The 25143-nt window shown below is 69.0% G+C and carries 37 protein-coding genes and 1 pseudogene; 37 read left to right on the top strand and 1 reads right to left on the bottom strand.

Annotated elements, in window-relative coordinates:
* Positions 1–63: 63 nt before the first annotated feature.
* The 34 genes and pseudogenes from tuf (at position 64) to truA (ending at position 20240) form a co-directional block, all read left to right on the top strand.
* Positions 64–1257, top strand: a complete 1194-nt coding sequence (tuf, locus tag Prubr_RS07840; RefSeq protein ID WP_212823058.1) for an elongation factor Tu — start codon at positions 64–66, stop codon at positions 1255–1257.
* A gap of 293 nt (positions 1258–1550) precedes the next feature.
* Positions 1551–1859, top strand: a complete 309-nt coding sequence (rpsJ, locus tag Prubr_RS07835; protein ID WP_007073037.1) for a 30S ribosomal protein S10 — start codon at positions 1551–1553, stop codon at positions 1857–1859.
* A gap of 12 nt (positions 1860–1871) precedes the next feature.
* Positions 1872–2534, top strand: coding sequence for a 50S ribosomal protein L3 (gene rplC, locus Prubr_RS07830; protein WP_212823056.1), 663 nt, complete (start codon positions 1872–1874; stop codon positions 2532–2534).
* Entirely contained in the window at positions 2534–3187 is a 654-nt protein-coding gene (gene rplD / locus Prubr_RS07825; protein ID WP_212823054.1) for a 50S ribosomal protein L4, read from the top strand. Before rplC ends, rplD begins: the two co-directional genes overlap by 1 nt.
* Complete coding sequence (rplW, locus tag Prubr_RS07820; protein WP_212823052.1) at positions 3184–3486, top strand: 50S ribosomal protein L23; 303 nt, start codon at positions 3184–3186, stop codon at positions 3484–3486. Before rplD ends, rplW begins: the two co-directional genes overlap by 4 nt.
* Positions 3487–3498: 12 nt before the next feature.
* Complete coding sequence (gene rplB / locus Prubr_RS07815; RefSeq protein ID WP_212823050.1) at positions 3499–4338, top strand: 50S ribosomal protein L2; 840 nt, start codon at positions 3499–3501, stop codon at positions 4336–4338.
* 14 nt (positions 4339–4352) lie between these two features.
* A complete protein-coding gene (gene rpsS / locus Prubr_RS07810; protein WP_212823048.1) occupies positions 4353–4634 on the top strand; it encodes a 30S ribosomal protein S19 in 282 nt (93 codons plus the stop codon).
* 38 nt (positions 4635–4672) lie between these two features.
* Positions 4673–5152 carry a 50S ribosomal protein L22 gene (gene rplV / locus Prubr_RS07805; protein ID WP_212823046.1) on the top strand — a complete coding sequence of 160 codons (480 nt, stop codon included), beginning with the start codon at positions 4673–4675 and terminating at the stop codon, positions 5150–5152.
* A complete protein-coding gene (gene rpsC / locus Prubr_RS07800; protein WP_212823037.1) occupies positions 5152–6015 on the top strand; it encodes a 30S ribosomal protein S3 in 864 nt (287 codons plus the stop codon). The genes rplV and rpsC overlap by 1 nt, the downstream gene beginning before the upstream one ends.
* A 3-nt stretch (positions 6016–6018) precedes the next feature.
* Positions 6019–6444 carry a 50S ribosomal protein L16 gene (gene rplP, locus Prubr_RS07795; RefSeq protein WP_212823035.1) on the top strand — a complete coding sequence of 142 codons (426 nt, stop codon included), beginning with the start codon at positions 6019–6021 and terminating at the stop codon, positions 6442–6444.
* Entirely contained in the window at positions 6444–6680 is a 237-nt protein-coding gene (rpmC, locus tag Prubr_RS07790; protein WP_212823033.1) for a 50S ribosomal protein L29, read from the top strand. Before rplP ends, rpmC begins: the two co-directional genes overlap by 1 nt.
* Entirely contained in the window at positions 6677–6952 is a 276-nt protein-coding gene (gene rpsQ / locus Prubr_RS07785) for a 30S ribosomal protein S17 (RefSeq protein ID WP_212823031.1), read from the top strand. Before rpmC ends, rpsQ begins: the two co-directional genes overlap by 4 nt.
* A 96-nt stretch (positions 6953–7048) precedes the next feature.
* A complete protein-coding gene (gene rplN, locus Prubr_RS07780; RefSeq protein ID WP_212823021.1) occupies positions 7049–7417 on the top strand; it encodes a 50S ribosomal protein L14 in 369 nt (122 codons plus the stop codon).
* Positions 7414–7734, top strand: coding sequence for a 50S ribosomal protein L24 (gene rplX / locus Prubr_RS07775; RefSeq protein WP_212823019.1), 321 nt, complete (start codon positions 7414–7416; stop codon positions 7732–7734). Before rplN ends, rplX begins: the two co-directional genes overlap by 4 nt.
* The gene (gene rplE / locus Prubr_RS07770) at positions 7734–8303 is read left to right on the top strand and encodes a 50S ribosomal protein L5 (protein ID WP_212823017.1); all 570 of its coding nucleotides are present in this window, start codon (positions 7734–7736) and stop codon (positions 8301–8303) included. The genes rplX and rplE overlap by 1 nt, the downstream gene beginning before the upstream one ends.
* 4 nt (positions 8304–8307) lie before the next feature.
* A complete protein-coding gene (locus Prubr_RS07765) occupies positions 8308–8493 on the top strand; it encodes a type Z 30S ribosomal protein S14 (protein WP_007073023.1) in 186 nt (61 codons plus the stop codon).
* 73 nt (positions 8494–8566) lie between these two features.
* The gene (gene rpsH / locus Prubr_RS07760; protein WP_212823015.1) at positions 8567–8974 is read left to right on the top strand and encodes a 30S ribosomal protein S8; all 408 of its coding nucleotides are present in this window, start codon (positions 8567–8569) and stop codon (positions 8972–8974) included.
* A 75-nt stretch (positions 8975–9049) separates the two neighbouring features.
* Positions 9050–9592, top strand: a complete 543-nt coding sequence (rplF, locus tag Prubr_RS07755; protein ID WP_212823013.1) for a 50S ribosomal protein L6 — start codon at positions 9050–9052, stop codon at positions 9590–9592.
* A complete protein-coding gene (gene rplR / locus Prubr_RS07750) occupies positions 9589–9978 on the top strand; it encodes a 50S ribosomal protein L18 (protein ID WP_212823011.1) in 390 nt (129 codons plus the stop codon). The genes rplF and rplR overlap by 4 nt, the downstream gene beginning before the upstream one ends.
* A 30-nt stretch (positions 9979–10008) precedes the next feature.
* Positions 10009–10623, top strand: coding sequence for a 30S ribosomal protein S5 (gene rpsE / locus Prubr_RS07745; protein ID WP_212823009.1), 615 nt, complete (start codon positions 10009–10011; stop codon positions 10621–10623).
* Between the two features lie 2 nt (positions 10624–10625).
* Positions 10626–10808 (top strand): 50S ribosomal protein L30, encoded by a 183-nt coding sequence (rpmD, locus tag Prubr_RS07740; RefSeq protein WP_212827709.1) that lies wholly within the window; start codon positions 10626–10628, stop codon positions 10806–10808.
* A complete protein-coding gene (gene rplO / locus Prubr_RS07735; RefSeq protein WP_212823008.1) occupies positions 10808–11251 on the top strand; it encodes a 50S ribosomal protein L15 in 444 nt (147 codons plus the stop codon). The genes rpmD and rplO overlap by 1 nt, the downstream gene beginning before the upstream one ends.
* 241 nt (positions 11252–11492) lie before the next feature.
* The gene (gene secY, locus Prubr_RS07730; RefSeq protein WP_212822999.1) at positions 11493–12836 is read left to right on the top strand and encodes a preprotein translocase subunit SecY; all 1344 of its coding nucleotides are present in this window, start codon (positions 11493–11495) and stop codon (positions 12834–12836) included.
* Positions 12837–13490, top strand: a complete 654-nt coding sequence (locus Prubr_RS07725) for an adenylate kinase (protein ID WP_212822997.1) — start codon at positions 12837–12839, stop codon at positions 13488–13490.
* A 72-nt stretch (positions 13491–13562) separates the two neighbouring features.
* Positions 13563–14414, top strand: a complete 852-nt coding sequence (gene map, locus Prubr_RS07720) for a type I methionyl aminopeptidase (RefSeq protein ID WP_212822989.1) — start codon at positions 13563–13565, stop codon at positions 14412–14414.
* Positions 14415–14511: 97 nt separating this feature from the next.
* Positions 14512–15066, top strand: a complete 555-nt coding sequence (locus tag Prubr_RS07715) for a DUF1707 SHOCT-like domain-containing protein (RefSeq protein WP_425517991.1) — start codon at positions 14512–14514, stop codon at positions 15064–15066.
* A gap of 240 nt (positions 15067–15306) precedes the next feature.
* Entirely contained in the window at positions 15307–15528 is a 222-nt protein-coding gene (infA, locus tag Prubr_RS07710) for a translation initiation factor IF-1 (protein WP_007073013.1), read from the top strand.
* A gap of 95 nt (positions 15529–15623) precedes the next feature.
* A complete protein-coding gene (rpmJ, locus tag Prubr_RS07705) occupies positions 15624–15740 on the top strand; it encodes a 50S ribosomal protein L36 (protein WP_212822987.1) in 117 nt (38 codons plus the stop codon).
* Between the two features lie 172 nt (positions 15741–15912).
* Positions 15913–16292, top strand: a pseudogene (gene rpsM / locus Prubr_RS07700) (30S ribosomal protein S13).
* Between the two features lie 184 nt (positions 16293–16476).
* A complete protein-coding gene (gene rpsK / locus Prubr_RS07695) occupies positions 16477–16884 on the top strand; it encodes a 30S ribosomal protein S11 (protein ID WP_007073011.1) in 408 nt (135 codons plus the stop codon).
* A gap of 13 nt (positions 16885–16897) precedes the next feature.
* Complete coding sequence (rpsD, locus tag Prubr_RS07690; RefSeq protein WP_212822985.1) at positions 16898–17524, top strand: 30S ribosomal protein S4; 627 nt, start codon at positions 16898–16900, stop codon at positions 17522–17524.
* Positions 17525–17704: 180 nt separating this feature from the next.
* Complete coding sequence (locus tag Prubr_RS07685) at positions 17705–18727, top strand: DNA-directed RNA polymerase subunit alpha (protein ID WP_212822977.1); 1023 nt, start codon at positions 17705–17707, stop codon at positions 18725–18727.
* Between the two features lie 31 nt (positions 18728–18758).
* Positions 18759–19331 carry a 50S ribosomal protein L17 gene (gene rplQ, locus Prubr_RS07680; RefSeq protein WP_212822975.1) on the top strand — a complete coding sequence of 191 codons (573 nt, stop codon included), beginning with the start codon at positions 18759–18761 and terminating at the stop codon, positions 19329–19331.
* A 72-nt stretch (positions 19332–19403) separates the two neighbouring features.
* Entirely contained in the window at positions 19404–20240 is an 837-nt protein-coding gene (gene truA, locus Prubr_RS07675) for a tRNA pseudouridine(38-40) synthase TruA (protein ID WP_212822973.1), read from the top strand.
* Here truA and Prubr_RS07670 read toward each other — a convergent pair.
* The gene (locus Prubr_RS07670; protein WP_212822971.1) at positions 20225–21181 is read right to left on the bottom strand and encodes a hypothetical protein; all 957 of its coding nucleotides are present in this window, start codon (positions 21179–21181) and stop codon (positions 20225–20227) included. The genes truA and Prubr_RS07670 overlap by 16 nt on opposite strands.
* Positions 21182–21807: 626 nt before the next feature.
* Between Prubr_RS07670 and Prubr_RS07665 the strand changes: the two genes are divergently transcribed.
* The 3 genes from Prubr_RS07665 to Prubr_RS07655 are packed head-to-tail and all read left to right on the top strand — an operon-like array spanning position 21808 to position 25110.
* Positions 21808–22413 (top strand): class I SAM-dependent methyltransferase, encoded by a 606-nt coding sequence (locus tag Prubr_RS07665; protein ID WP_212822969.1) that lies wholly within the window; start codon positions 21808–21810, stop codon positions 22411–22413.
* A gap of 43 nt (positions 22414–22456) precedes the next feature.
* The gene (locus Prubr_RS07660) at positions 22457–24136 is read left to right on the top strand and encodes an ABC-F family ATP-binding cassette domain-containing protein (protein ID WP_212822967.1); all 1680 of its coding nucleotides are present in this window, start codon (positions 22457–22459) and stop codon (positions 24134–24136) included.
* Between the two features lie 23 nt (positions 24137–24159).
* A complete protein-coding gene (locus tag Prubr_RS07655; protein WP_246568432.1) occupies positions 24160–25110 on the top strand; it encodes an aldo/keto reductase in 951 nt (316 codons plus the stop codon).
* The last annotated feature ends 33 nt before the right edge of the window (positions 25111–25143 follow it).

Raw genomic sequence — 25143 nt, 5'->3', positions numbered from 1 at the left:
AGTCCTGGGCGCCGCAATGGGCGCCCGGGGCGTACGAACCAAGAAGTCCACAGGAGGACACCAGTGGCGAAGGCGAAGTTCGAGCGGACTAAGCCGCACGTCAACATCGGCACCATTGGTCACATCGACCACGGTAAGACGACGCTGACCGCGGCCATCACCAAGGTGCTGCACGACCGGTACCCGGACGTCAACCCCTACACGCCGTTCGACGAGATCGACAAGGCGCCGGAGGAGAAGGCCCGCGGTATCACGATCTCGATCGCGCACGTCGAGTACCAGACGGAGGAGCGGCACTACGCTCACGTCGACTGCCCCGGTCACGCCGACTACATCAAGAACATGATCACCGGTGCCGCGCAGATGGACGGCGCGATCCTGGTGGTGGCGGCGACCGACGGCCCGATGCCGCAGACCCGCGAGCACGTGCTGCTGGCCCGTCAGGTCGGCGTGCCGTACATCGTCGTGGCGCTCAACAAGAGCGACATGGTCGACGACGAGGAGCTGCTCGAGCTCGTCGAGCTCGAGGTCCGCGAGCTGCTGTCGGCGCAGGACTACCCGGGTGACGACCTGCCGGTCGTCCGGGTTTCGGCGCTGAAGGCGCTCGAGGGCGACCCGCAGTGGACCGACGCGCTCATGGAGCTGATGGGTGCGGTCGACACCGCCATCCCGCAGCCGGAGCGGCAGACCGAGAAGCCGTTCCTCATGCCCGTCGAGGACGTCTTCACGATCACCGGTCGTGGCACCGTCGTCACCGGCCGGGTGGAGCGCGGTGTGCTCCTCCCGAACGAGGACGTCGAGATCGTCGGTATCAAGGACAAGGGCATCAAGACCAAGGTCACCGCGATCGAGATGTTCCGGAAGACCCTGGAGGACGCCCGCGCGGGTGAGAACGTCGGCCTGCTGCTGCGCGGTACCAAGCGCGACGAGGTCGAGCGCGGCATGGTCGTGGTGAAGCCGGGTACGAACACCCCGCACACCGAGTTCGAGGCGACCGTCTACATCCTCTCCAAGGAGGAGGGTGGCCGGCACACCCCGTTCTTCCAGAACTACCGGCCGCAGTTCTACTTCCGTACCACCGACGTCACCGGTGTCGTCACGCTGCCCGAGGGCACCGAGATGGTCATGCCGGGCGACAACACGTCGATGTCGGTCAAGCTCATCCAGCCGATCGCGATGGAGGACAACCTCAAGTTCGCGATCCGTGAGGGTGGCCGGACCGTCGGCGCCGGTTTCGTCACGAAGATCGTCAAGTAACAGGTAACCCCGATTAGCGTTGCCGTACGCGGTACGGCATACTAGTCAGGTTGCGTCCGCGCAGGGTGGTTGGCTGCCCAGCAGTCAACCACCCTCGCACGGTGTCCGGCCTTGGAGACACGGCCGGAGCCTTGACCCTCGGACGGGGTCAGCCCCGCGAAACACCCCAGGTCGCTCCGGGAATCCGGGGCGGAGCCTGGCTCCAGGGCGCGACACGCCCGACCGCGGGGGTGGGCGGAATCCGGGGGAAGCCCCGCGACACAGCGGCATCGAGAGAAGGAACAGAAGCCACCATGGCGGGACAGAAGATCCGCATCCGGCTCAAGGCCTACGACCACGAGGTCGTCGACTCCTCGGCGCGGAAGATCGTCGAGACGGTGACGCGCACCGGGGCGCAGGTCGCGGGCCCGGTGCCGCTGCCCACGGAAATCAACCGTTTCTGCGTCATCCGGTCGCCGCACAAGTACAAGGACTCGCGCGAGCACTTCGAGATGCGCACGCACAAGCGTCTGATCGACATCATCGACCCGACCCCGAAGACGGTCGACTCGCTCATGCGCCTCGACCTGCCGGCTGGCGTCGACATCGAGATCAAGCTGTAGGGACTGCGACTAATGGACAGGCAAGTTAAGGGCATCCTGGGCGCCAAGCTCGGCATGACCCAGGTCTGGGACAACAATCGGGTTGTGCCGGTGACCGTGGTGCAGGCCGGCCCGTGCGTCGTGACCCAGGTGCGAACCGGTGACAAGGACGGCTACTCGGCGATCCAGCTGGCGTACGGCGCGATCGACCCCCGCAAGGTCAAGAAGCCGCGGGCCGGTCACTTCGCGAAGTCGGGTGTGGCCCCGCGCCGGCACATCGTCGAGCTCCGCACGGCCGACGCGAGCGACTACGAGCTCGGCCAGGAGGTCACCGTCGACAGCTTCGCGCCCGGCGGAACGATCGACGTGACCGGTAAGACCAAGGGCAAGGGCTTCGCCGGTGTCATGAAGCGGCACGGCTTCCACGGCCTGCGTGCCAGCCACGGTGTCGAGCGCAAGCACCGCTCGCCCGGTTCCATCGGCGCCTGCGCGACCCCCGGTCGTGTCTTCAAGGGCGTACGGATGGCCGGCCGCATGGGTGGTGTGCGCTACACGGTGCAGAACCTCACCGTGCAGGCGGTCGACGCCGAGAACAACCTGCTGCTGGTGAAGGGCGCCATCCCCGGCCCCAAGGGCGCGCTGGTCCTGGTCCGCTCCGCGGCCAAGACCCAGGCCAAGAAGGGTGGTGTCAAGTAATGGCGACGGTTGACGTGCTCAACGCCGAAGGCGTCAAGAGCGGTTCGGTCGACCTTCCCGGCGAGGTCTTCGACGTACAGGCCAACGTCCCGTTGATGCACCAGGTCGTGGTGGCTCAGCTCGCGGCGGCCCGGCAGGGCACGCACAAGGCCAAGACCCGCGGCGAGGTGGCCGGCGGCGGCAAGAAGCCGTACAAGCAGAAGGGCACCGGCCGGGCGCGGCAGGGCTCCATCCGCGCGCCGCAGTTCGCCGGCGGTGGCGTCGTGCACGGCCCCGTGCCGCGTGACTACAGCCAGCGGACCCCGAAGAAGATGAAGGCCGCCGCACTGCGGGGGGCGCTCTCCGACCGCGCCCGCGCCGGCCAGCTGCACGTGGTGGAGGCGTTCGTCACCGGCGAGAAGCCGTCGACCAAGGCCGCCATCGCCACGCTGCGCAAGGCCACCGAGGCCCGGCGGGTGCTGGTCGTGCTGAGCAGCACCGACGAGCTCAACTGGCTGTCGCTGCGTAACGAGGCGAGCGTGCACCTGATCGAGGCCGGCCAGCTCAACACCTACGACGTGCTGGTCGCCGACGACGTGGTCTTCACCAAGGAGGCCCTGGACGAGTTCCTGCGCGTCCCGGCGGCGTCGAAGTCCGAGGAGAGCGACAAGTGACCACCATCGCTGACCCCCGCGACATCATCGTCGCGCCGGTGGTCTCCGAGAAGAGCTACAGCGAGCTGAACCGGAACTGGTACACGTTCCTGGTCCACCCGGACGCCAACAAGACCGAGATCAAGATCGCGATCCAGCAGATCTTCAACGTCCGCGTCCTGACGGTGAACACGCTCAACCGCGAAGGCAAGCGCAAGCGGACCCGTACCGGTTTCGGTCAGCGCAAGGCCACCAAGCGGGCGATGGTGAAGCTGGCTGACGGTGATCGTATCGAGGCCTTCGGCGGCCCGGTCGGCTGAGGGGTATAGACAATGGCTATCCGTAAGTACAAGCCGACGACCCCGGGCCGCCGTGGCTCCAGCGTCGCCGACTTCGCCGAGATCACGCGGTCGACTCCCGAAAAGTCGCTGCTGGCTCCGCTGCCGAAGAAGGGTGGGCGCAACGCCCACGGCCGGATCACCGCGCGGCACCAGGGTGGTGGGCACAAGCGCCAGTACCGTCTGATCGACTTCAAGCGGGTCGACAAGGACGGCGTACCGGCGAAGGTCGCCCACATCGAGTACGACCCCAACCGCACCGCGCGGATCGCGCTGCTGCACTACGCCGACGGCGAGAAGCGCTACATCATCGCGCCGAAGGACCTGAAGCAGGGCGACACGGTCGAGTCGGGCCCCACGGCCGACATCAAGCCGGGCAATAACCTGCCGCTGCGCAATATTCCGGTCGGTACCACGATCCACGGGGTGGAGCTGCGTCCCGGTGGCGGTGCCAAGCTGGCCCGCTCGGCCGGCGTCGGCATCCAGCTGCTCGGCCGGGAAGGCGCCTACGCCACGCTGCGGATGCCGTCCGGTGAGATCCGGCGGGTCGACGTCCGGTGCCGGGCGACCGTCGGTGAGATCGGCAACGCCGACCAGTCAAACATCAACTGGGGCAAGGCCGGCCGCATGCGCTGGAAGGGCAAGCGCCCGACCGTACGTGGTGTCGCCATGAACCCGGTCGACCACCCGCACGGTGGTGGTGAGGGCAAGACCTCCGGTGGTCGCCACCCGGTCAACCCGCAGGGTAAGCCCGAAGGCCGTACCCGTCGTAAGGGCCAGCCGAGCGACCGGCTGATCGTCCGCCGCCGCTACGCGACCCGCAAGCGCGGCTAAGGAGAAGTCAAGACATGCCTCGCAGCCTGAAGAAGGGCCCGTTCATCGACGACCACCTGCTCAAGAAGGTGGAGACGCAGAACGAGAAGGGCTCGAAGAACGTCATCAAGACCTGGTCGCGACGCTCGACGATCATCCCCGAGATGCTGGGGCACACGATCGCCGTGCACGACGGGCGCAAGCACGTCCCGGTGTTCGTCACCGAGTCGATGGTCGGGCACAAGCTCGGCGAGTTCGCGCTCACCCGCACGTTCAAGGGTCACGAGAAGGACGACCGGAAGAGCCGCCGCCGCTGACGCGGCAGCCACGGATAGAGGATCAAGGGGTTTCAGCGATGCCAGTTAAGGGCGACGCTCCGGTGCTCCCGGGCGCGCGGGCGATTGCGCGTTACGTGCGCATCTCGCCGAACAAGGCGCGCCGGGTGGTCAACCTCGTCCGCGGTTTGCCCGCGAAGGAGGCGCTCACGGTGCTCCAGTTCGCGCCGCAGGCCGCGAGCGAGCAGGTCTACAAGGTGCTCGCCAGCGCGATCGCCAACGCCGAGAACAACGAGCGGCTGGACCCCGACGCGCTGCTCGTCAGCGAGGCGTTCGTCGACGAGGGACCGACCATGAAGCGGTTCCAGCCGCGCGCGCAGGGCCGGGCCTACCGGATCCGCAAGCGCACCTGCCACATCACCATCGCGGTGGAGGCGGTCGCGCCGGCGGCACGTCCGGCGAAGAAGGCCGCGGCGAAGAAGGCCGCGCCCGCCGAGGCGAAGCCGGAGACCAAGGCGCAGGCCAGCGAGTCTGCGAGTAACACGGAGGGTGCCGAGTAATGGGTCAGAAGGTTCACCCGCACGGGTTTCGGCTCGGCATCTCGACCGACTGGAAGTCCCGGTGGTACGCCGACAAGCTCTACAAGGACTACATCGCCGAGGACGTCAAGATCCGGCGGATGATGTCCAAGGGCCTGGAGCGCGCGGGTATCTCCAAGGTCGACATCGAGCGGACCCGGGACCGGGTCCGGGTCGACATCCACACCGCCCGGCCGGGCATCGTCATCGGCCGTAAGGGCGCGGAGGCCGACCGGATCCGTGGCGAGCTGGAGAAGCTGACCGGCAAGCAGGTGCAGCTCAACATCCTCGAGGTGAAGAGCCCCGAGTCGGACGCCCAGCTCGTGGCGCAGGGCGTCGCGGAGCAGCTCTCCAGCCGGGTCAGCTTCCGGCGGGCGATGCGCAAGGCGATGCAGTCGGCGATGAAGAACTCGATCGTCAAGGGCATCCGGGTGCAGGTTTCCGGCCGCCTCGGCGGTGCGGAGATGAGCCGCACGGAGTTCTACCGCGAGGGTCGCGTTCCGCTGCACACGCTGCGCGCCAACATCGAGTACGGGTTCTTCGAGGCCCGTACCACCTTCGGCCGGATCGGTGTGAAGGTCTGGATCTACAAGGGTGACGCCGTACCGGGCCGCGAGGCCCCGGTCGAGGCGGGTCCCGCGCGTCCCCGTCGGGAACGTGGCGACCGGCCCGAGCGGCCGCGTCGTGGGCGCTCCGGCTCGACCGGTACGACCGCCGGCGGCACCGAGGCCGGACGGGCTGCGCAGGCCGCGCAGGCCGAGGCCGCGGAAGCCCCGAACGACAGCGCCGCCGCGGCGGCCGCCCCGGCTCCGGCCGGGAACGACAGCTCAGCGCAGGAGGGCTGACACATGCTGATGCCGCGCAAGCCCCCGAAGGGCTTCCGCAAGCCGCACCACCCGGATCGCAGCGGCGCTTCGAAGGGCGGCAACCGGGTGGTCTTCGGCGAGTTCGGTATCCAGGCGCTCGAGCCGGCGTACGTCACGAACCGGCAGATCGAGTCGGCCCGTATCGCCATGACCCGCCACATCAAGCGTGGTGGCAAGGTCTGGATCACCGTTTTCCCGGACCAGGCCCTCACCAAGAAGCCGGCCGAAACCCGGATGGGTTCCGGTAAGGGTTCGCCTGAGTGGTGGGTCGCGAACATCAAGCCCGGTCGGGTGCTGTTCGAGATGTCCTTCCCCAACGAGCAGATCGCGCGTGAGGCCATGCGCCGCGCGATCCACAAGCTCCCGATGAAGTGCCGCATTGTGACGCGCGAAGTGGGTGAATCCTGATGGCAGCGGGCGTTAAGGCCGCCGAGCTGCGTGAGCTCTCCGACGAGGAGCTGGTCACGAAGCTCCGCGAGGCCAAGGCGGAGCTGTTCAACCTCCGCGTGCAGAGCGCGACCGGTCAGCTGGACAACAACCGCCGGCTCCAGGTCGTTCGTCGGGAGATCGCCCGGATCTACACGATCATGCGTGAGCGTGAGCTGGGGCTCTCGGCCGCGCCGGATGAGGTGACTGCAGCATGAGCGAGAACACGGCCGCCGCTCCACGGGCCCAGCGCAAGGTACGCGAGGGCCTCGTGATCAGCGACAAGATGGAAAAGACCGTCGTCGTCGAGGTCGAGGACCGGGTCAAGCACCCGCTGTACGGCAAGGTCATGCGCCGGACCAGCAAGCTGAAGGCGCACGACGAGCAGAACGCGTGCGGCATCGGTGACCGGGTCCTGCTGATGGAGACCCGCCCGCTGTCCGCCACCAAGCGGTGGCGGATCGTGGAGATCCTGGAAAAGGCCAAGTAGCGAAGGCTTCGAGCTCGTCCGGCGTCGCCGGGCGCGGGTTCCGCCAGGCTCCGGCCGTGCGAGCGGCCGGAGAACCGGCAGACATAGGAGATAGACGTGATTCAGCAGGAGTCGCGACTGCGCGTCGCCGACAACACGGGTGCCCGGGAGATCCTGTGCATCCGGGTGCTCGGTGGCTCCGGTCGGCGCTACGCGGGCATCGGCGACGTCATCGTGGCCACCGTCAAGGACGCGATCCCGGGTGCCGGTGTGAAGAAGGGCGACGTCGTCAAGGCGGTCATCGTCCGCACCGCCAAGGAGAGGCGGCGCCCGGACGGTTCGTACATCCGTTTCGACGAGAACGCCGCCGTGATCATCAAAGACGGTGGTGACCCGCGCGGGACCCGTATCTTCGGGCCTGTCGGGCGTGAGCTGCGGGACAAGCGGTTCATGAAGATCATCAGCCTCGCCCCGGAGGTGTTGTGACTGTGAAGGTCAAGAAGGGCGACACGGTCATCGTCATCGCCGGCAAGGACAAGGGTGCCAAGGGCAAGGTCATCGCGGCCTACCCGCGGCAGGACAAGGTCCTGGTCGAGGGCGTGAACCGCGTCAAGAAGCACGAACGCATCCGCACCACCCAGCGCGGCGCGAAGACCGGTGGCATCGTCACCCAGGAGGCTGCGATCCACGTCTCGAACGTGCAGATCCTCGACTCCGACGGCAAGCCGACCCGGGTCGGATACCGGTTCGACGACAACGGCCAGAAGGTCCGCATCGCGCGCAGCAACGGTAAGGACCTGTGATGACCACCGCTACCGAGACCAAGATCACGCCGCGGCTCAAGGAGCGGTACCGCAACGAGATCGTCGGACAGCTGCGCGAGCAGTTCCAGTACGGCAACCCGATGCAGGTGCCCGGCCTCGTCAAGATCGTCGTCAACATGGGTGTCGGCGAGGCAGCTCGCGACGCCAAGCTGATCGAGGGTGCGGTCCGCGACCTGGCCACCATCACCGGCCAGAAGCCGCAGGTACGTCGGGCCACCAAGTCCATCGCGCAGTTCAAGCTGCGGGAGGGCATGCCGATCGGCGCCAAGGTGACGCTGCGCGGCGACCGGATGTGGGAGTTCCTCGACCGGCTGCTGTCGATCGCACTGCCGCGTATCCGTGACTTCCGCGGTCTCGACGGGCGCAAGCTCGACGGGAACGGCAACTACACGTTCGGTCTGACCGAGCAGTCGGTGTTCCACGAGATCGACCAGGACCGGATCGATCGCCAGCGGGGCATGGACATCACGGTGGTCACCACCGCCACGACCGACGACGAGGGCCGGGCGCTGCTGAAGTTCCTGGGCTTCCCGTTCAAGGAGAACTGAGCGAATGGCCAAGAAGGCGCTGATCCTCAAGGCGGCCGCGAAGCCGAAGTTCTCGGTTCGCGCGTACACCCGCTGCCAGCGTTGCGGGCGTCCGAAGGCGGTCTACCGCAAGTTCGGCCTCTGCCGGGTGTGCATCCGGGAGATGGCTCACCGCGGTGAGCTGCCCGGCGTGTCCAAGGCTTCCTGGTAACTAGCTATTGCTCTTCGCCGTAGGCCCGGGGCGCGAGCCCCGGGAACCCCGGCGAGAAAGGCTGACAGAACCCATGACGATGACCGACCCGATCGCAGACATGCTCACTCGTCTGCGTAACGCCAACCAGGCGTACCACGACCAGGTGACGATGCCCTACTCGAAGATCAAGGCGAACATCGCCGAGGTTCTCAAGGCCGAGGGCTACATCGCGACCTGGTCGGTCGAGGAGCCCGCGGAGGGCGCCGTCGGCAAGCGACTGGTCGTCGAGCTGAAGTACGGCCAGAACCGCGAGCGGAGCCTGGCCGGCATCAAGCGCGTCTCCAAGCCCGGTCTGCGGGTCTACGCCAAGTCGGACGGGCTCCCGCGGGTGCTCGGTGGACTCGGTGTGGCGATCATTTCGACGTCGCAGGGACTGCTGACCGACCGGCAGGCCCGCAAGCGGAGCGTTGGCGGGGAAGTCCTCGCCTTCGTCTGGTAACGGGGGCCCTGGCGTGAGCACCAAGTGCGCCGCGAAGCGGAGCCCCGCAGTCGCGAACGAAGGAAATGATCGATAATGTCGCGTATTGGACGTAAGTCGATCCCGGTGCCGGCTGGCGTCGAGGTCACGATCGACGGGCAGACCGTGAAGGTCAAGGGCCCGAAGGGCGAGCTGTCGCACACCCTCGCCGAGCCGATCACGGCTGAGCGCGGCGACGACGGCGAACTGCACGTCAACCGGCCGAACGACGAGCGGCGCGCCAAGGAGTTGCACGGCCTGAGCCGGACCCTGGTCGCCAACATGATCGTCGGGGTGACGGACGGCTACCGCAAGAGCCTGGAGATCCGGGGCACCGGCTACCGGGTCGCGGCGAAGGGCAGCGATCTCGAGTTCGCGCTCGGGTTCTCGCACCCGGTCCTCGTGACCCCGCCGGCGGGTATCACCTTCACGGTGGAGAAGCCGACGCTGTTCCACGTGGCCGGCATCGACAAGCAGCTCGTCGGTGAGGTCGCCGCGAACATCCGGAAGATCCGTCCGCCGGAGCCCTACAAGGGCAAGGGTGTCAAGTACCTGGACGAGGTAATCCGCCGTAAGGCTGGAAAGGCAGGTAAGAAGTGACCGCCACGCTGCTCAAGCGTCGTCGCGGCGTCGCTGCCAAGCGCGCCGTCGGGCGGGCGCGTCGGCACTTCCGGGTGCGCAAGAACATCAGCGGCACCGCCGAGCGTCCGCGCCTGGTCGTCACCCGTTCGCTGCGGCACATCACGGCCCAGATCGTCGACGACACCAAGGGGCACACCCTGGCGTCGGCCTCGACCCTGGACGAGTCGATCCGCGGTGCCGAGGGTGACAAGAGCGCCCTGGCCGGCAAGGTCGGTGCACTGGTCGCCGAGCGCGCCAAGGCCGCTGGTATTTCGAAGGTCGTCTTCGACCGCGGTGGCAACCGGTACGCGGGGCGTCTCGCCGCGCTGGCCGACGCCGCCCGCGAAGCCGGGCTTGAGTTCTAACCCCGTCACGAGAAGGAAGGAAGGCTGCTGATGCCAGGTCAACAGCGCCGTGGCGGCGGGTCCGGTGGCAACGAGGGTGGTCGCCGCGACAACCGCCGTGAGGGCGGCCGCGGAAACGCGCCCGTCGAGAAGACCCCGCACCTCGAGCGGGTAGTCGCCATCAACCGGGTGGCCAAGGTCGTGAAGGGTGGTCGTCGCTTCAGCTTCACCGCCCTGGTGATCGTGGGCGACGGTGACGGCACCGTGGGTGTGGGTTACGGAAAGGCCAAGGAGGTGCCCGCGGCGATCGCCAAGGGCGTCGAGGAGGCCAAGAAGCACTTCTTCAAGGTGCCCCGGATCGCCGCGTCGATCCCGCACCCGGTGCAGGGCGAGGACGCCGCTGGCGTCGTCCTGCTCAAGCCGGCCAGCGCCGGTACGGGTGTCATCGCCGGTGGCCCGGTGCGTGCCGTGCTGGAGTGCGCCGGTATCCACGACGTGCTCTCGAAGAGCCTCGGCTCCTCGAACCCGATCAACATCGTGCACGCGACCGTGGCCGCCCTGAAGGCTCTCGAATCGCCGGAGGCGGTCGCTGCCCGTCGTGGTCTGCCGGTCGAGGACGTCGCGCCGGCCGCCATGCTGGCGGCTCGCGCGGGTGTGGGGGCATGACGATGGCACGTCTCAAGGTCACCCAGCTCAGGTCGGAGATCGGGGCCAAGCGCAACCAGCGTGAGTCGCTGCGGTCGCTCGGTCTCAAGCGGATCAACGACGTGGTGGTCAAGGAGGACCGGCCCGAGATTCGGGGCATGATCTTCACCGTGAACCACCTCGTGAAGGTCGAGGAGGTTGACTAATGACGATCAAGGTTCACCACCTCCGTCCGGCCCCCGGTGCCAAGACCGCCAAGACCCGCGTGGGTCGCGGTGAGGGCTCCAAGGGCAAGACCGCCGGTCGGGGTACCAAGGGTTCGAAGGCCCGCAAGAACATCTCGGCGGCGTTCGAGGGTGGGCAGATGCCCATCCACATGCGTCTGCCGAAGCTGAAGGGCTTCAAGAACAAGAACAAGGTCGTGTTCCAGGTGGTCAACCTGGACCGGCTCGCGGAACTCTTCCCCAACGGCGGCCAGGTCGGTCCGGCCGAGCTGGTCGAGGCCGGCGCGGTCCGCAAGGGCCAGCCGGTCAAGGTTCTCGGCACCGGTGAACTGGGCGGCGTCCAGCTCCAGGTGTCGGCGCAGGCGTTCAGCACCTCGGCCAAGGAGAAGATCACCGCGGCCGGTGGCTCGGTCACCGAGCTGTAAGGAACTACCGGGTCGTGGCGTCCGATCAGTTGGAAGCAACTGGCGGGCGCCACGGTCTACTGAGGGACCAATCGTCCCGTTAATATCGGTACCGGTGGATGTGGCAGGACGGACCTGCCCCTAAACCGATTGGACTGTTACAGTCCGAGTCCCAGCCATGGTTTGCGGGCTCAACCCGCCCGCGACCAACCCTGACCGCCACTGACTCAGCCGGCGGCCCGCCTCGCGCAGGAGGAAAGAGTTGCTCTCCGCCTTCAGCAGTGCGTTCCGCACGCCTGACCTGCGCAAGAAGCTGCTGTTCACAGTGGCTATCGTCGCGATCTACCGGCTCGGCGCGACGATCCCCAGCCCCGGCGTGTCCTACGGCAACGTGCAGAACTGCATCGACGCCATGGAGAACGGGGAGACCAGCGGTGTCTTCACACTGCTGAACCTCTTCTCCGGTGGCGCGCTGCTCTCGCTGTCGGTCTTTGCGCTCGGCATTATGCCGTACATCACAGCCTCGATCATCCTCCAGCTGCTCACAGTCGTGATCCCGCGACTTGAGCAGCTGCGCAAGGAAGGCCAGTCCGGCCAGGCGAAGATCACCCAGTACACCCGTTACCTGACCCTCGGGCTCGGTGTGCTCCAGGCTTCGGCCTTCGTCGCCCTGGCCCGGTCCGGTCAGCTCTTCCAGGGCAACTGCCCGCAGAGCGATCCGCAGTTCGCGATCATCCCCGAGGGCACCGGCCTGCCGACCTGGCTCACCGTCACGGTCCTGGTCATCACGATGACCGCCGGCACCGGTCTGGTCATGTGGCTCGGCGAGCTGATCACCGACCGCGGCGTCGGCAACGGCATGTCGGTCCTGATCTTCACCTCGATCGCCGCCCGGCTCCCCAGCGAGGGCTGGTCGATCAAGACCACCAACGGTTGGGGCATGTTCGCCCTGGTGATCGCCCTGGTGCTGATCGTCATCACCGCCGTGGTCTTCATCGAGCAGGCGCAGCGTCGCATCCCGGTGCAGTACGCGAAGCGCATGATCGGTCGCCGGATGTACGGCGGTACGTCGACCTACATCCCGCTGAAGGTCAACCAGGCCGGTGTCATCCCGGTCATCTTCGCCTCGTCGCTGCTCTACCTGCCCCAGCTCGGTCTGCAGTTCTTCGACCCGAACGACCCGGGCGACGTGCAGATCTGGGTGCAGAACAACCTGGCGGACCCGCGTAGCCCGATCTACATCGCGGTCTACTTCCTGATGATCATCTTCTTTACGTACTTCTACGTCTCGATCACGTTCAACCCGACCGAGGTCGCGGACAACATGAAGAAGTACGGTGGCTTCGTCCCCGGCATCCGGCCGGGCAAGCCCACCGCCGAATACCTCGACTTCATCCTGAGCCGGATCACCCTGCCGGGCGCGCTCTACCTCGGCCTCATCTCGATCCTGCCGAACTTCTTCTTCATCTGGCTCAACAGCGACCAGTACGTGAACTTCCCGTTCGGTGGCACCGCGGTGCTCATCATGGTCGGCGTCGGATTGGAAACCGTGAAGCAGATCGAGAGTCAACTCATGCAGCGGAACTACGAAGGGTTCCTGCGGTAAATGAGACTGGTTCTGGTTGGCCCCCCAGGGGCGGGGAAGGGGACCCAGGCGGAGTTCATCGCCGCTCACCTGTCGGTGCCCAAGATCTCCACGGGGGACATCTTCCGGGCCAACGTCTCCCAGGGCACACCGCTGGGAGTCGAGGCCAAGCGCTACATGGACGCGGGCAAGCTGGTCCCGGACGAAGTGACCATCAACATGGTCCGGGGCCGGCTCGCCGAGGCGGACGCGGCCGAGGGGTTCCTGCTCGACGGGTTCCCCCGGACCACTCCGCAGGCCGCGGCCCTGGACAAGCTTCTGGCCGACCTCGGGACCGCGCTCGACCTCGTGATGGAGCTGGTCGTCGACGACGACGAGGTGATCCGGCGCCTGTCGGGCCGGCGCACCTGCCGGGGCTGCGGCAAGATCTGGCATGTCGAGTTTGACGCGACCACCCGCGAAGGGGTCTGCGACCGCTGCGGCGCCGACCTGTTCCAGCGTGACGACGACAAGGCCGAGACGATCGCCGAACGCCTCGTCGAGTACGCGCACAAGACGGCGCCGCTGGTCGACTACTACGGTGCCCAGGGCAAGCTGGTCGGCATCGACGCGACCGGCCCGGTCGAAGACGTCACGGTACGGGCTATCGACGCACTGCGGTCGTACGGCGGTTAGGCTCGATCAAGCGGGCGCGACCCGGTTCCTCCGCGCGCACCGCGACCGTCAACGGAAGGCCCGATACCTCGCATGCGCCGCCAGCGGCTGAACATACAGCTCAAGACTCCCGAGCAGATCGACCTGATGCGCGCCGCGGGACTCGTCGTCGCCGCGGCACTGGCGCGGATGCGTGAGGCGGTGGCGCCCGGGGTCACCACGGCCGATCTGGACGCGATCGCCGAGTCGGTGATCCGGGATGCGGGCGCGGTCCCGTCGTTCAAGGGCTACCACGGGTTCCCGGCCACGATCTGCTCATCGGTCAACGAGCAGATCGTGCACGCCATCCCGTCGCCGGACCAGGTCCTGCGGGACGGTGACCTCATCTCGATCGACTGTGGGGCTGTCCTCGACGGTTGGCACGGCGACGCGGCGATCACGGTGGGCGTCGGTGACGTGGACCCGGCCCTGCTGCGGATGGCCGAGGTCGCCGAGGACGCGATGTGGGCGGGCATCGCGGCGGCGGCCCAGGGCGCCGGCTCCGGCCGGGGCCGGCTCACCGACATCTCCCACGCCGTGGAGACGGCGGTTCGTAAGGGTGGCCGCTACGGCATCGTCGACGGGTACGGCGGGCACGGCATCGGCACCGAGATGCACCAGGACCCGCACGTGCTCAACCACGGCCGGCCGGGCCGAGGGCCGGCGCTGGTGCCCGGCATGGCGCTGGCGATCGAGCCGATGATCACGATGGGGTCGCCCAAAACCGTCGAACTGGCCGACGGCTGGACCGTGGTCACCCGTGACGGTTCGGTCGCGGCGCACGTCGAACACTCCTCGGCGATTCTCGACGACGGCATCTGGGTGCTCACGGCACCGGACGGCGGCCGGAGTCGGCTGGGTGACCTGGTGACCGCCCGGCAGCCGGCGACGTCCCCGCCGGCGTGACGCGCCGCGGGGCGACGCCCGAGCGGCCGCGGCCCCCGGTGGCCTGGAGGGCCGACCGGCGCGGGCGTCCTGGGTCGGGGATGGCATCCTCGTAGGCATGGATCGGCGTGAGGACATGCGCGCGGCGGACTCCGATCGGGAGGCGGTCGCCGAGCAACTGCGGGTCGCGTTGGGTGAAGGCCGGCTTGACCTGCACGAATACGACGAACGGCTTCAGCGGGTCTATCTCGCGAAGACGTATGCCGATCTTGACGGGTTGCTCTCCGACCTACCGGGCACCATCCCCGCGGCGGAGGCGCAGCTCGTGCCGATCGGCGAGAAAGCGGAGTTGGTAGCCGAGCCGGACGGGCGCTACCCGCACGCGACGCGGCGCTGGCTGGCCGACACCTGGGACGGGTACGGCCTCACAGTCGGCATCGTGGTCGGCATCTGGGCGGTCATCTGCCTGATGACGCAGGAGCTGATGTACTTCTGGCCGGGGTGGGTGGCCGGTCCCTGGGGGGCGGTCCTGATCGCGATCACGATCAGCGGTCTGGTCACGGGCGAGCCGCAGAAGTGGGCGGCGAAGGAGGCCCGTAAGCGGCAGGCGAAAGCAGAGAAGAAAGCCCGCAAAAAGGCTGAAAAGGGATCTGATTTCGAGGATGACGACTGACCCGTCATCTGCGGCGGGGTGACCAGGACCTCGGTTTGCCGTCGATACCTGGGCGCGCGTACACTGGCTGATCGGCGCACAGCGTCCACTCCATCATGCCCACCCTGCGCTTCCGGTGGGTCTTGGAGCCGCGGCTGGCGCGGGCCGTTCCACGTCACGGGCATGTTCCCGTAGCGGAGGGCGACCCGTGAAAGGCGTTGTGAGCCATCCGGATAAACCGACGTCAGGACAGCGGAGGACATGCCGAAAAAAGACGGGGCCATCGAGATCGAAGGCCGGGTCATCGAACCACTGCCGAACGCGATGTTTCGGGTGGAGTTGGCCAACGGTCACAAGGTGCTGGCTCACATCAGTGGCAAGATGCGGCAGCACTACATCCGCATCCTGCCCGAGGACCGGGTGGTCGTCGAGCTCTCGCCGTACGACCTGACCCGCGGGCGCATCGTCTACCGCTACAAGTAACACCTGACGACGGCCGGGATGTCCCCGTGTCCGTCTTCGAAGTCCGGCGCGCGACGCGTCGTGTCGCCGGGTGTAGATGGGAAGTAAGGCAAACCGTGAAGGTCAAGCCGAGCGTCAAGAGGATCTGCAACAACTGCCGGGTCATCCGGCGGCACGGCCGGGTCATGGTCATCTGCAAGACCGACCCGCGCCACAAGCAGCGCCAGGGCTGAACCCCTCCGCTGGCAGATCGCACAACCGAACAAGCTCGTCCCAGCCGCGGGAGTTTCGCCGTCAAGGCGTACGCGCGTGGCAGACCCCCGGTCGGAGGCCGGGGCCCGTCCGGGCAGGCGGGGTGGGTCGGGCACAGACCTCCGTGAGAAAACACGAGGAGTACGCCCGCACATGGCACGTCTAGTCGGCGTCGACCTCCCCGCGACAAGCGGTTGGAGATCGCGCTCACCTACATCTTCGGGGTCGGCCGGACCCGCGCGATCGAAACCCTGAGCGCGACCGGCATCAGCCCCGACAAGCGCACCAAGGACCTCACCGACGAGGAGCTCGTGCAGCTCCGCGATCACATCGAGGCCAACTACAAGGTTGAAGGCGACCTGCGCCGCGAGGTCGCCGCCGACATCCGCCGCAAGGTCGAGATCGGCTGCTACGAGGGCATCCGGCACCGCCGCGGTCTTCCCGTCCGGGGACAGCGGACCCGTACCAACGCCCGCACCCGTAAGGGCCCGAAGCGGACCGTCGCCGGCAAGAAGAAGGCCGGTAAGAAGTAGGTCCTTGATCGGAATTGGTGGTCGTTCGCCGTCGTGGTTGACCGGGCCGCTACCGATCTGGGGTCTACGGAAGTTGACGGGGTCAGACGGGTCGTTCGCCGTCGAAGAGCACGGCGACGAGCCGCCGAGAACGGCCGTGCGATCAGCAACCGATCTTTTGGAACAAACAGGAGCGCACTGACTTATGCCACCGAAGGCTCGTGCCGGAGCCGCTGTCAAGAAGGTCCGGCGCAAGGAACGCAAGAACGTCGCCCACGGGCAGGCGCATATCAAGAGCACGTTCAACAACACCATCGTGTCGATCACCGACCCGACCGGTGCGGTCATCTCCTGGGCCTCCGCGGGCCAGGTGGGCTTCAAGGGCTCCCGCAAGTCGACCCCGTTCGCCGCGCAGCTCGCCGCCGAGGCGGCTGCCCGTCGGGCGATGGAGCACGGCATGCGCAAGGTCGACGTGTTCGTCAAGGGCCCCGGCTCCGGCCGGGAAACCGCCATCCGTTCGCTGCAGGCCGTCGGCCTCGAGGTCGGGCAGATCTCCGACGTCACGCCGCAGCCGCACAACGGGTGCCGTCCGCCGAAGCGTCGCCGGGTCTGAGAGGTAGATAGAGATGGCTCGTTACACGGGTGCCGACTGCCGTCGTTGCCGGCGCGAGAAGATGAAGCTGTTCCTCAAGGGCAGCAAGTGCGACGGGCCGAAGTGCCCGTTCGAATCGCGTCCCTTCCCGCCCGGCCAGCACGGCCGTGGTCGGACGAAGGAGACCGAGTACCTGCTCCAGCTCCGCGAGAAGCAGAAGGCCCGTCGCGTCTACGGCGTGCTCGAGCGGCAGTTCCGCGGCTACTACGAGGAGGCCGTCGCCAAGCAGGCCAAGACCGGTGAGGTCCTCCTCCAGATCCTCGAGTCGCGGCTCGACAACGTGGTCTACCGGGCTGGTTACGCCAAGTCCCGCGACATGGCCCGTCAGCTGGTCAAGCACGGTCACTTCACGGTCAACGGCACGAAGGTCGACATTCCTTCGTTCCGCGTGAAGGAGCACGACATCATCGAGGTCCGGGGCAAGTCCAAGGAGATGACCCCGTTCATCGTGGCGCAGGCCGAGGCTGGCTCGCGTACCGTTCCGGCCTGGCTCGAGGCGATCCCGAGCCAGCTGAAGATCCTCGTTCACTCGCTCCCGGCCCGCCAGGTCATCGACACGCAGGTCCAGGAGCAGCTGATCGTCGAGCTCTACTCCAAGTAGTCCGGCCGGCCCTGGTGGCCGACCCGGCCCCGGCCGACCCCTGTGGGTCGGTCGGGGGCTCACCCGGCCCGCGCGGGCCGATCCGGAGCACCGCCCCGCCGGCGCGAGCCGGCGGGGCCGCTCCACACCACATTGGTTGTGGGCGTCAAATGGTGGGCGCCCCGACACAAGGAGAACGCAGTGCTCATCACCCAGCGGCCGACCCTCACCGAGGAGTCGATCAGCGAGACCCGGTCCCGGTTCACCATCGAACCGCTGGAGCCGGGCTTTGGCTACACGCTCGGCAACTCGCTGCGGCGTACGCTGCTCTCGTCCATCCCGGGCGCGGCGGTCACGTCGATCAAGATCGACGGCGTCCTGCACGAGTTCACCACGATCCCCGGCGTCAAGGAGGACGTGGTCGAGCTCGTCATGAACGTCAAGGAGCTGAGCGTCAGCTCCGAGGTCGACGAGCCGGTCAGCATGTACCTGCGTAAGCAGGGGCCGGGCGACGTCACGGCCGGCGACATCCAGCCCCCGGCCGGTGTCTCGGTGCACAACCCCGACCTGAAGCTCGCGACCCTCAACGGCAAGGGCCGGCTCGACATGGAGCTGACCGTCGAGCGGGGCCGTGGCTACGTGACGGCCGCGCAGAACAAGCAGGCCGGCGCCGAGATCGGCCGGATCCCGGTCGACTCGATCTACTCGCCCGTGCTGAAGGTGACCTACCGGGTCGAGGCGACCCGTGTCGAGCAGCGCACCGACTTCGACCGGCTGATCATCGACGTCGAGACCAAGGCGTCGATCGGCCCGCGGACCGCGATCGCGTCCGCCGGTTCGACCCTGGTCGAGCTCTTCGGGCTGGCCCGCGAGCTGGACGAGACCGCGGAGGGCATCGACATCGGCCCGTCGCAGGGCGACCTCCAGCACGCCGCCGATCTGGCGCTGCCGATCGAGGAGCTGGACCTGACCGTACGGTCCTACAACTGCCTCAAGCGCGAGGGCATCAACTCCGTTGGTGAACTCATCGGGCGTACCGAGGCCGACCTCCTCGACATCCGGAATTTCGGTCAGAAGTCGATCGACGAGGTCAAGATGAAGCTCGCCGGCATGGGGCTGGGCCTGAAGGACTCGGCGCCCAACTTCGACCCGGCGAACGTCGTGGACTCCTTCGGCGAGGTTGACTACGACACCGACGACTACCGCGAGACCGAGCAGCTCTAAGATCCGCTGCCAATACTGAGGAGCACCAACAATGCCCACGCCCACCAAGGGCCCCCGCCTCGGCGGCAGCCCGGCGCACGAGCGGCTCATCCTGGCCAACCTGGCCACCGCGCTGTTCCAGCACGGCAAGATCCGCACGACCGAGTCGAAGGCCAAGCGGCTGCGTCCGCTCGCGGAACAGCTCATCACCAAGGCCAAGCGCGGTGACCTGGCCGCGCGTCGGCGGGTGCTGACCGTCGTACGCGACAAGGACGTGGTCTACACGCTGTTCGACCAGATCGCCCCGCGCTACGCCAACCGTCCCGGTGGCTACACCCGGATCGTGAAGACCGGTCCGCGCAAGGGTGACGCCGCCCCGATGGCGATCATCGAGCTGGTCGAGGAACTGGTCGTCGCGGCGCCCGCCGGCGGCAAGAAGGCGGCCGCCCGCAAGGCGGCCCAGCAGGACAAGGTCGAGGCGCTCGCCCCCGCCGAGGAGGAGAAGCCCGCGACCAAGCCGGCCGAAGCCAACGCGGACCAGGACGCCGAGGCGCCGGAGTCGGCGTCCGGTGACCACGGCGCGGAGGGCCCGGGCGACAAGGCCGAGGGCGAAGACACCAAGTAATCCGCCCAGCAGGCACACCGGGCCCGGCACCCTCTCTGGGGTGCCGGGCCCGGACCATATCGGGAGTACGAAGTGGACGGACGGATCCGGGTACGGCTTGATGTGGCGTACGACGGCACCGATTTCTCCGGTTGGGCGGCGCAGCCCGGTCGCCGTACCGTGGCTGGTGTCCTGGCCGAGGCCCTGCACCGGATCTTCGGCCCGGAGGCGGTGACCGGGCTGACCGTGGCCGGTCGGACCGATGCCGGCGTGCACGCCTCCGGGCAGGTGTGCCACGTCGACCTGCCGGCCGACGCCTGGGCCGACCGGGCCGGAACGCTCGTCCGCCGGCTGTCCGGAATGCTGCCCGGCGACGTGCGGGTACGGGCGGCCGCCGCTGTGCCGGACGACTTCGACGCACGGTTCGCCGCGACGTACCGCCGCTACGAGTACCGGGTCACCGACGCGGCGTACGGGGTCGAGCCGTTGCGGCGGCACGAGATTCTGGCCTGGCCCCGGCCGTTGCACCTGGACCGGCTCAACGCGGCCGCCGCGGGTCTGGTCGGCGAGCACGACTTCGCGGCGTACTGCCGGCGCAAGGAGAACGCGACCACCCGGCGCGAGGTCACCCGGCTGGACTGGCGGCGCGAGGCGGACGGCATCCTGGTCGCGACCGTGCAGGCCGACGCGTTCTGCCAGTCGATGGTGCGCAGCCTGGTCGGGGCGATGCTGGTCGTCGGCGACGGGCGCCGTCCTGCGGACTGGCCGGCCGGACTGCTGCGGCACCGCGAACGGTCCAGCGAGGTGACGGTGGCCCCCGCGCACGGACTCACCCTTGTCGCGGTCGGCTATCCCGCGGATCCCGCCGCGTACGCCGGCCGGGCCGAGACCACCCGCCGGTTGCGGGTCGCGCCTCAGCTGCCGGGATGAGCGGCGGCGGCCGGCCCGGCCTCCCCGGTCGGAACGGTCGCCCGCCGCTCCAGGACGGTGCCGCGCAGGTGCAGTTCGATCACGTCGTACAGGATCTGCCGGGCATGCGGGTCACCCGGGTCGATGGGGTCGCCGGTGGTCTTCGCGATGACGGCGTACGCCAGGTAATGGCCCCGGGAGTGCCAGCCGACCTGGGCCGACGACAGGGCGACCGGTTCGGTGTCCGCCCCGGCGACCATGCCCTGGAATCGGCCCTTCTCCTCGGCGACGAGCGGCTTGGTGCCCTCGTGGACCCGGTCGGCGGCGGCCTGGTCCACCAGGTTGAAGATTCCGGCGGTGAGCAGGAACTCGCCGGTCGGTGAGCGGAGCGTGGCACGGACGACCTGGGTGCAGCCGGCTCCGTCCAGCAGTTCGGCGATGCCGCCGCCGGCCGCGCTCCGGCAGTCCGGTGTCACCTCGGTCTTCAGCACCTCGTAGGGCGGTTCGGCGGAGTTGATGACGATCTCCGCGGCGGGGAAGACCTCTTCGACGGTGAGCGGTGCCGGGTCTACGGCCTGGGAGCTGATGTCTCGCGGCTGGGTAGCCGCGGCCGGTCCGCCGGAGGCGCGGGCGTCGCGTCCCTCGCGCTCGTCGGCGACCAGGAAGTACGAGGTGAGGCCGCAGACCCCGAGCAACACCAGCGCGGCGATCCCGCTGATCAGGGCCTGGAGCTTCGCCTTCGCCGAGGGCCGTGCGACGGTGCCGTCCCCGGCGGTCGCGGGTTCGCGCGCCGGGGTCGGAGCCGCCGCCCGGGACGGCGTGGGCGCCGGTGGTAGGGCCCGTGACGGGGTGGGTGGCGGCGGTAGGGCCTGCGCGGGCGGTGGTGGTGGGACCCGTCTCGGGGTGGGTGACGGCGGCAGGGCCCGGGCGGAACCGGGTGGTGCCGGCGGTCGGCGGACCACGGGCGGTGTCGTCGGGGGGTTCGGGGCCGTCCGGCCGGGGGGAGGCGCGACCGCCGGTGGCGGGCCGGGCGGTGCCGTGCGGCGCGGTCCGGGGGACGGCGCCGCGGGATCCACCCGGCCGCGCCGCCCCGGGGGCCTCGGCTCGTGCGAGGGACCGGGTGGGGTGGCGGGCCGGTCGGCCGGCGACGGGTACGGCTTCGCCGTCTGGCGGCGACCGGGTCCTTCGGGAGGCAGGTAGCTCGGCAGGTAGTCCGCGATGGAGCCGGGGCCGGCCGGCCCGGGATGCGGTCGGGGTGGTCGGCGGCCCGGCTGCCGATCGTCGGACGGCCCAGGCGGGCCGTCGCGTGGACCGGGCGGATCGTCGGGCCGGTCGGGCGGTTGGGGCGGGCGGCTGAACCGGGCGTACGGATTGGGCGGGGCGTGCTCGCGGCCCGGCGGGGATGGGCGTCCGTCGGGGTGCGGCGGGTGCCCGTACACCATGCGGGTCAGGGTAACGGAGGTTTAAGATCTCTTACCCCACTTGAAGTTTTGCGTCAATCGAAAGAGTGGACCTTCGGTATATAACACTCTCTTCATGCCATAAGGGCGGCATGAGGGGCGGACGTGCGGTGGGCGAGAATGCCGGAGTGACCGGCGACCACTACTTCACCGCTGAGCCGACCAGCCCGGATCAGCGCCGCGACATCGAGTTCACCGTGGCGGGCCGGCAACTCGCCCTGGTTGCCACCGGCGGGGTCTTCTCCGCCGGGCGGCTCGACCCCGGAACGGCCGTACTGCTCCGCAAGGCCGAGCTGCCCGCGCCCGGCACCACCGGCCACCTGCTCGACCTGGGCTGCGGCTACGGTCCGATCGCCTGCGCGCTGGCGACCGTCGCCCCGGCCGCCACCGTCCACGCCGTCGACGTCAACGCCCGGGCCAGGGAACTCGCCGCCGAGAACGCCGCCCGGATCGGCGCGGCCGACCGGATCCGGGTCGCCGCCCCCGACGACGTACCCGACGGGGTCGTCTTCGACCAGATCTGGTCGAACCCGCCGATCCGGATCGGCAAGGTCGAACTGCACGCGCTGCTGACCCGCTGGCTGCCCCGGCTGGCGCCGGACGGGGTCGGCTGGCTCGTCGTGGCCCGCCACCTCGGCGGCGACTCGCTGCACCGCTGGCTCGTCGAGCAGGGCTGGCAGGTGGACCGGCGCGCCAGCCAGAAGGGCTTCCGTATCCTGCGGCTGACCCGCTGAAACCCGGTGTCGTAGGGGCGGGCGGTTCGGGCAGGATGCCCGGGTGGGTTACGTAGACGTCGCCGGGGTCGCGCACACGCTGCCCGACGGCCGCCAGCTTTTCGCCGACGTGTCGTTCCGGGTCGGTGAGGGAGCCAAGGTCGCCCTCGTCGGACCCAACGGCGCCGGCAAGACCACCCTGTTGCGTATGGTCGCCGGCGACCTGACACACAAGACCGGCGCCATCGCCCGGTCCGGTGGGCTCGGCGTGATGCGCCAGTTCATCGGCATGATCGGTGACGACACCACCCTGCTGGACCTGGCGCTGTCGCTGGCCACGCCGCCGTTGCGGGACGCCGGCCGGCAGTTGGCCGCCACCGAGGCGGCGCTGCGCACCGCCGAGGCCCGCGGCAAGTACAGCAACGCGGCCGGCAAGGCCCAGATGGCGTACGCCGACGCGCTGGCCGCCTGGGGCGAGACCGGTGGGTACGAGGCCGAGGTGGTCTTCGACACCGTCGCCACCATCGTGCTCGACCAGCCGTGGGACGCCGTCCGCGACCGACCCGTGCGCACCCTCTCCGGCGGGCAGCAGAAACGGTTCGCGCTCGAACTGCTGCTCCGCGGCACCGACGAGGTGCTGCTCCTCGACGAGCCGGACAACTTCCTCGACGTACCCGGCAAGCGGTGGCTCGAACGGCGGCTGCGGGAGTCGGCCAAGTCGGTGCTCTACGTCTCGCACGACCGGGAGTTGCTGGCCCAGACCGCCGACCGGGTCGTCGCCGTCGAGGGTGGCAGTGCCTGGACCCACCCGGGCGGGTTCGCGAGCTGGCACGAGGCCCGGGTCGCCCGCCACGGCCAGCTCGAGGAACGCCGACGGCGGTGGGACGAGGAGCATCAGAAGCTGCGTGAGCTGATGCTGATGTACAAGCAGAAGGCCGCGTACAACGACGGGATGGCGTCGCGCTACCAGGCGGCGCAGACCCGGCTGCGCAAGTTCGAGGAGGCCGGCCCGCCGCCGCTGCCGCCGAAGGACCAGGCCGTGCGGATGCGGCTCACCGGCGGCCGTACCGGCAAGCGGGCCGTCATGTGCGAGCAGCTCGAACTCGACGGCCTGACGTACCCGTTCGAGCTTGAGATCTGGTACGGCGACCGGGTCGCGGTCCTCGGTGCCAACGGCACCGGGAAGTCGCACTTCCTGCGGCTGCTCGCCCGCGGCGGCACCGACCCCGACCCGGCGAACGTGCCGGTCGACGTCGGGATGACGCTGGCGCCGGTCGCGCACGAGGGCGTCGTACGGCTCGGCGCCCGGGTCCGGCCCGGTCACTTCTCGCAGACCCACGACCGGCCGGAGCTGATGGCGAAGACCCTGGTCGAGGTGTTGTGGCGCGGCGACGACCACCGGGACGGGATGGACCGGCACGCGGCGATGGCGGCGTTGGGCCGCTACGAACTGGCCGGGCAGGGCGACCAGCGGTTCGGCACGCTGTCCGGCGGCCAGCAGGCCAGGTTCCTCGTGCTGCTGCTGGAACTGTCCGGGGCGACCCTGCTGCTGCTCGACGAGCCGACCGACAACCTCGACCTGGCCAGCGCCGAGGCGCTCGAAGAGGGGCTGCGGGCCTTCGACGGCACGGTGGTGGCGGTGACCCACGACCGGTGGTTCAGCCGGTCGTTCGACCGGTTCGTGCTCTTCCGTGGCGACGGCGAGGTGGTCGAGGTTCCCGAACCGGTCTGGGACGTGGCGTGACACCCCGCGCATAGGCTCGTGGCATGACTGAGATGCGCTACCGCCGGTTGGGTGACTCCGGGCTCGTGGTGTCCGTGGTCGGCATCGGCTGCAACAACTTCGGCCGCAAGCTCGACGCCGCCGGTACGAAGGCGGTCGTCGACGCCGCGATCGAGTCCGGGATCAACTTCTTCGACACCGCCGACATCTACGGCAACCCGCACGGCGCCTCCGAGGAGCAGCTCGGCGCGGCGCTGCGCGGCCGCCGGGACGAGGTGGTGGTGGCCACCAAGTTCGGCATGGACATGGAGGGTGCCAACGGCGCCGACCGGGGTGCCCGCGGGGCCCGCCGGTACGTCGTCCGCGCCGTCGAGGCGTCGCTTCGTCGGCTCGGCACCGACCACATCGACCTGTACCAGATGCACGAGCCCGACCCGGCGACGCCGATCGAGGAGACGCTGTCGGCGCTCGACGACCTCGTCCGCGCCGGCAAGGTCCGCTACCTGGGCAACTCGAACTTCGCCGGCTGGCAGATCGCCGACGCGGAGTGGACCGCCCGCACCCGGAACCTGACCCGGTTCGTGAGTGCCCAGAATCACTACAGCCTCATCGAGCGCGCCGCCGAGACCGAGGTGGTGCCGGCCTGCGAGCGGTTCGGGCTCGGCCTGCTGCCGTTCTTCCCGCTGGCCAGCGGCCTGCTCAGCGGCAAGTACCGGCGTGGCGAGAGCGCACCGCAGGGCACCCGGCTCGCCGAGGACCGGTGGGCCAAGCGGCTGGCCGGCGCGCCGTGGGACGTGATCGAGTCGCTGGAGAAGTTCGCCGCGGAGCGCGGCCGTGGCCTGCTCGACGTCGCCATCGGCGGGCTCGCCGCCCGCCCCGCCGTCGCCTCCGTGATCGCTGGCGCGACCACCCCCGACCAGGTGCGCGCCAACGCGCGGGCCGGTGCCTGGGAGCCGTCCGCCGAAGACCGGGAGGCGCTCGCCACCCTGCTCTGACCTGGTCCCCCCTTTACGGGGACCGGACGACAG

This window comes from Polymorphospora rubra (genome assembly GCF_018324255.1).
Classification (GTDB): Bacteria; Actinomycetota; Actinomycetes; order Mycobacteriales; family Micromonosporaceae; genus Polymorphospora; species Polymorphospora rubra.
The sequence above is the reverse complement of the archived record's forward strand: the minus strand, read 5'-3'. Positions and strand labels throughout refer to the sequence as shown.

Coding starts and splice junctions, on each gene's coding strand:
- rpsC (WP_212823037.1), top strand. CDS start 5,152: ATGGGTCAGAAGGTTCACCCGCACGGGTTTCGGCTCGGCATCTCGACC.
- rplB (WP_212823050.1), top strand. CDS start 3,499: ATGGCTATCCGTAAGTACAAGCCGACGACCCCGGGCCGCCGTGGCTCC.
- rplP (WP_212823035.1), top strand. CDS start 6,019: ATGCTGATGCCGCGCAAGCCCCCGAAGGGCTTCCGCAAGCCGCACCAC.
- rpsD (WP_212822985.1), top strand. CDS start 16,898: ATGGCTCGTTACACGGGTGCCGACTGCCGTCGTTGCCGGCGCGAGAAG.
- rplF (WP_212823013.1), top strand. CDS start 9,050: ATGTCGCGTATTGGACGTAAGTCGATCCCGGTGCCGGCTGGCGTCGAG.
- rpsH (WP_212823015.1), top strand. CDS start 8,567: ATGACGATGACCGACCCGATCGCAGACATGCTCACTCGTCTGCGTAAC.
- rplQ (WP_212822975.1), top strand. CDS start 18,759: ATGCCCACGCCCACCAAGGGCCCCCGCCTCGGCGGCAGCCCGGCGCAC.
- rpmC (WP_212823033.1), top strand. CDS start 6,444: ATGGCAGCGGGCGTTAAGGCCGCCGAGCTGCGTGAGCTCTCCGACGAG.
- rplD (WP_212823054.1), top strand. CDS start 2,534: ATGGCGACGGTTGACGTGCTCAACGCCGAAGGCGTCAAGAGCGGTTCG.
- rplO (WP_212823008.1), top strand. CDS start 10,808: ATGACGATCAAGGTTCACCACCTCCGTCCGGCCCCCGGTGCCAAGACC.
- rpsQ (WP_212823031.1), top strand. CDS start 6,677: ATGAGCGAGAACACGGCCGCCGCTCCACGGGCCCAGCGCAAGGTACGC.
- rplV (WP_212823046.1), top strand. CDS start 4,673: ATGCCAGTTAAGGGCGACGCTCCGGTGCTCCCGGGCGCGCGGGCGATT.
- rpsJ (WP_007073037.1), top strand. CDS start 1,551: ATGGCGGGACAGAAGATCCGCATCCGGCTCAAGGCCTACGACCACGAG.
- rpsS (WP_212823048.1), top strand. CDS start 4,353: ATGCCTCGCAGCCTGAAGAAGGGCCCGTTCATCGACGACCACCTGCTC.
- rpsK (WP_007073011.1), top strand. CDS start 16,477: ATGCCACCGAAGGCTCGTGCCGGAGCCGCTGTCAAGAAGGTCCGGCGC.
- Prubr_RS07655 (WP_246568432.1), top strand. CDS start 24,160: ATGACTGAGATGCGCTACCGCCGGTTGGGTGACTCCGGGCTCGTGGTG.
- rpsE (WP_212823009.1), top strand. CDS start 10,009: ATGCCAGGTCAACAGCGCCGTGGCGGCGGGTCCGGTGGCAACGAGGGT.
- rpmD (WP_212827709.1), top strand. CDS start 10,626: ATGGCACGTCTCAAGGTCACCCAGCTCAGGTCGGAGATCGGGGCCAAG.
- infA (WP_007073013.1), top strand. CDS start 15,307: ATGCCGAAAAAAGACGGGGCCATCGAGATCGAAGGCCGGGTCATCGAA.
- Prubr_RS07725 (WP_212822997.1), top strand. CDS start 12,837: ATGAGACTGGTTCTGGTTGGCCCCCCAGGGGCGGGGAAGGGGACCCAG.
- rplE (WP_212823017.1), top strand. CDS start 7,734: ATGACCACCGCTACCGAGACCAAGATCACGCCGCGGCTCAAGGAGCGG.
- Prubr_RS07715 (WP_425517991.1), top strand. CDS start 14,512: ATGGATCGGCGTGAGGACATGCGCGCGGCGGACTCCGATCGGGAGGCG.
- Prubr_RS07765 (WP_007073023.1), top strand. CDS start 8,308: ATGGCCAAGAAGGCGCTGATCCTCAAGGCGGCCGCGAAGCCGAAGTTC.
- map (WP_212822989.1), top strand. CDS start 13,563: ATGCGCCGCCAGCGGCTGAACATACAGCTCAAGACTCCCGAGCAGATC.
- rplC (WP_212823056.1), top strand. CDS start 1,872: ATGGACAGGCAAGTTAAGGGCATCCTGGGCGCCAAGCTCGGCATGACC.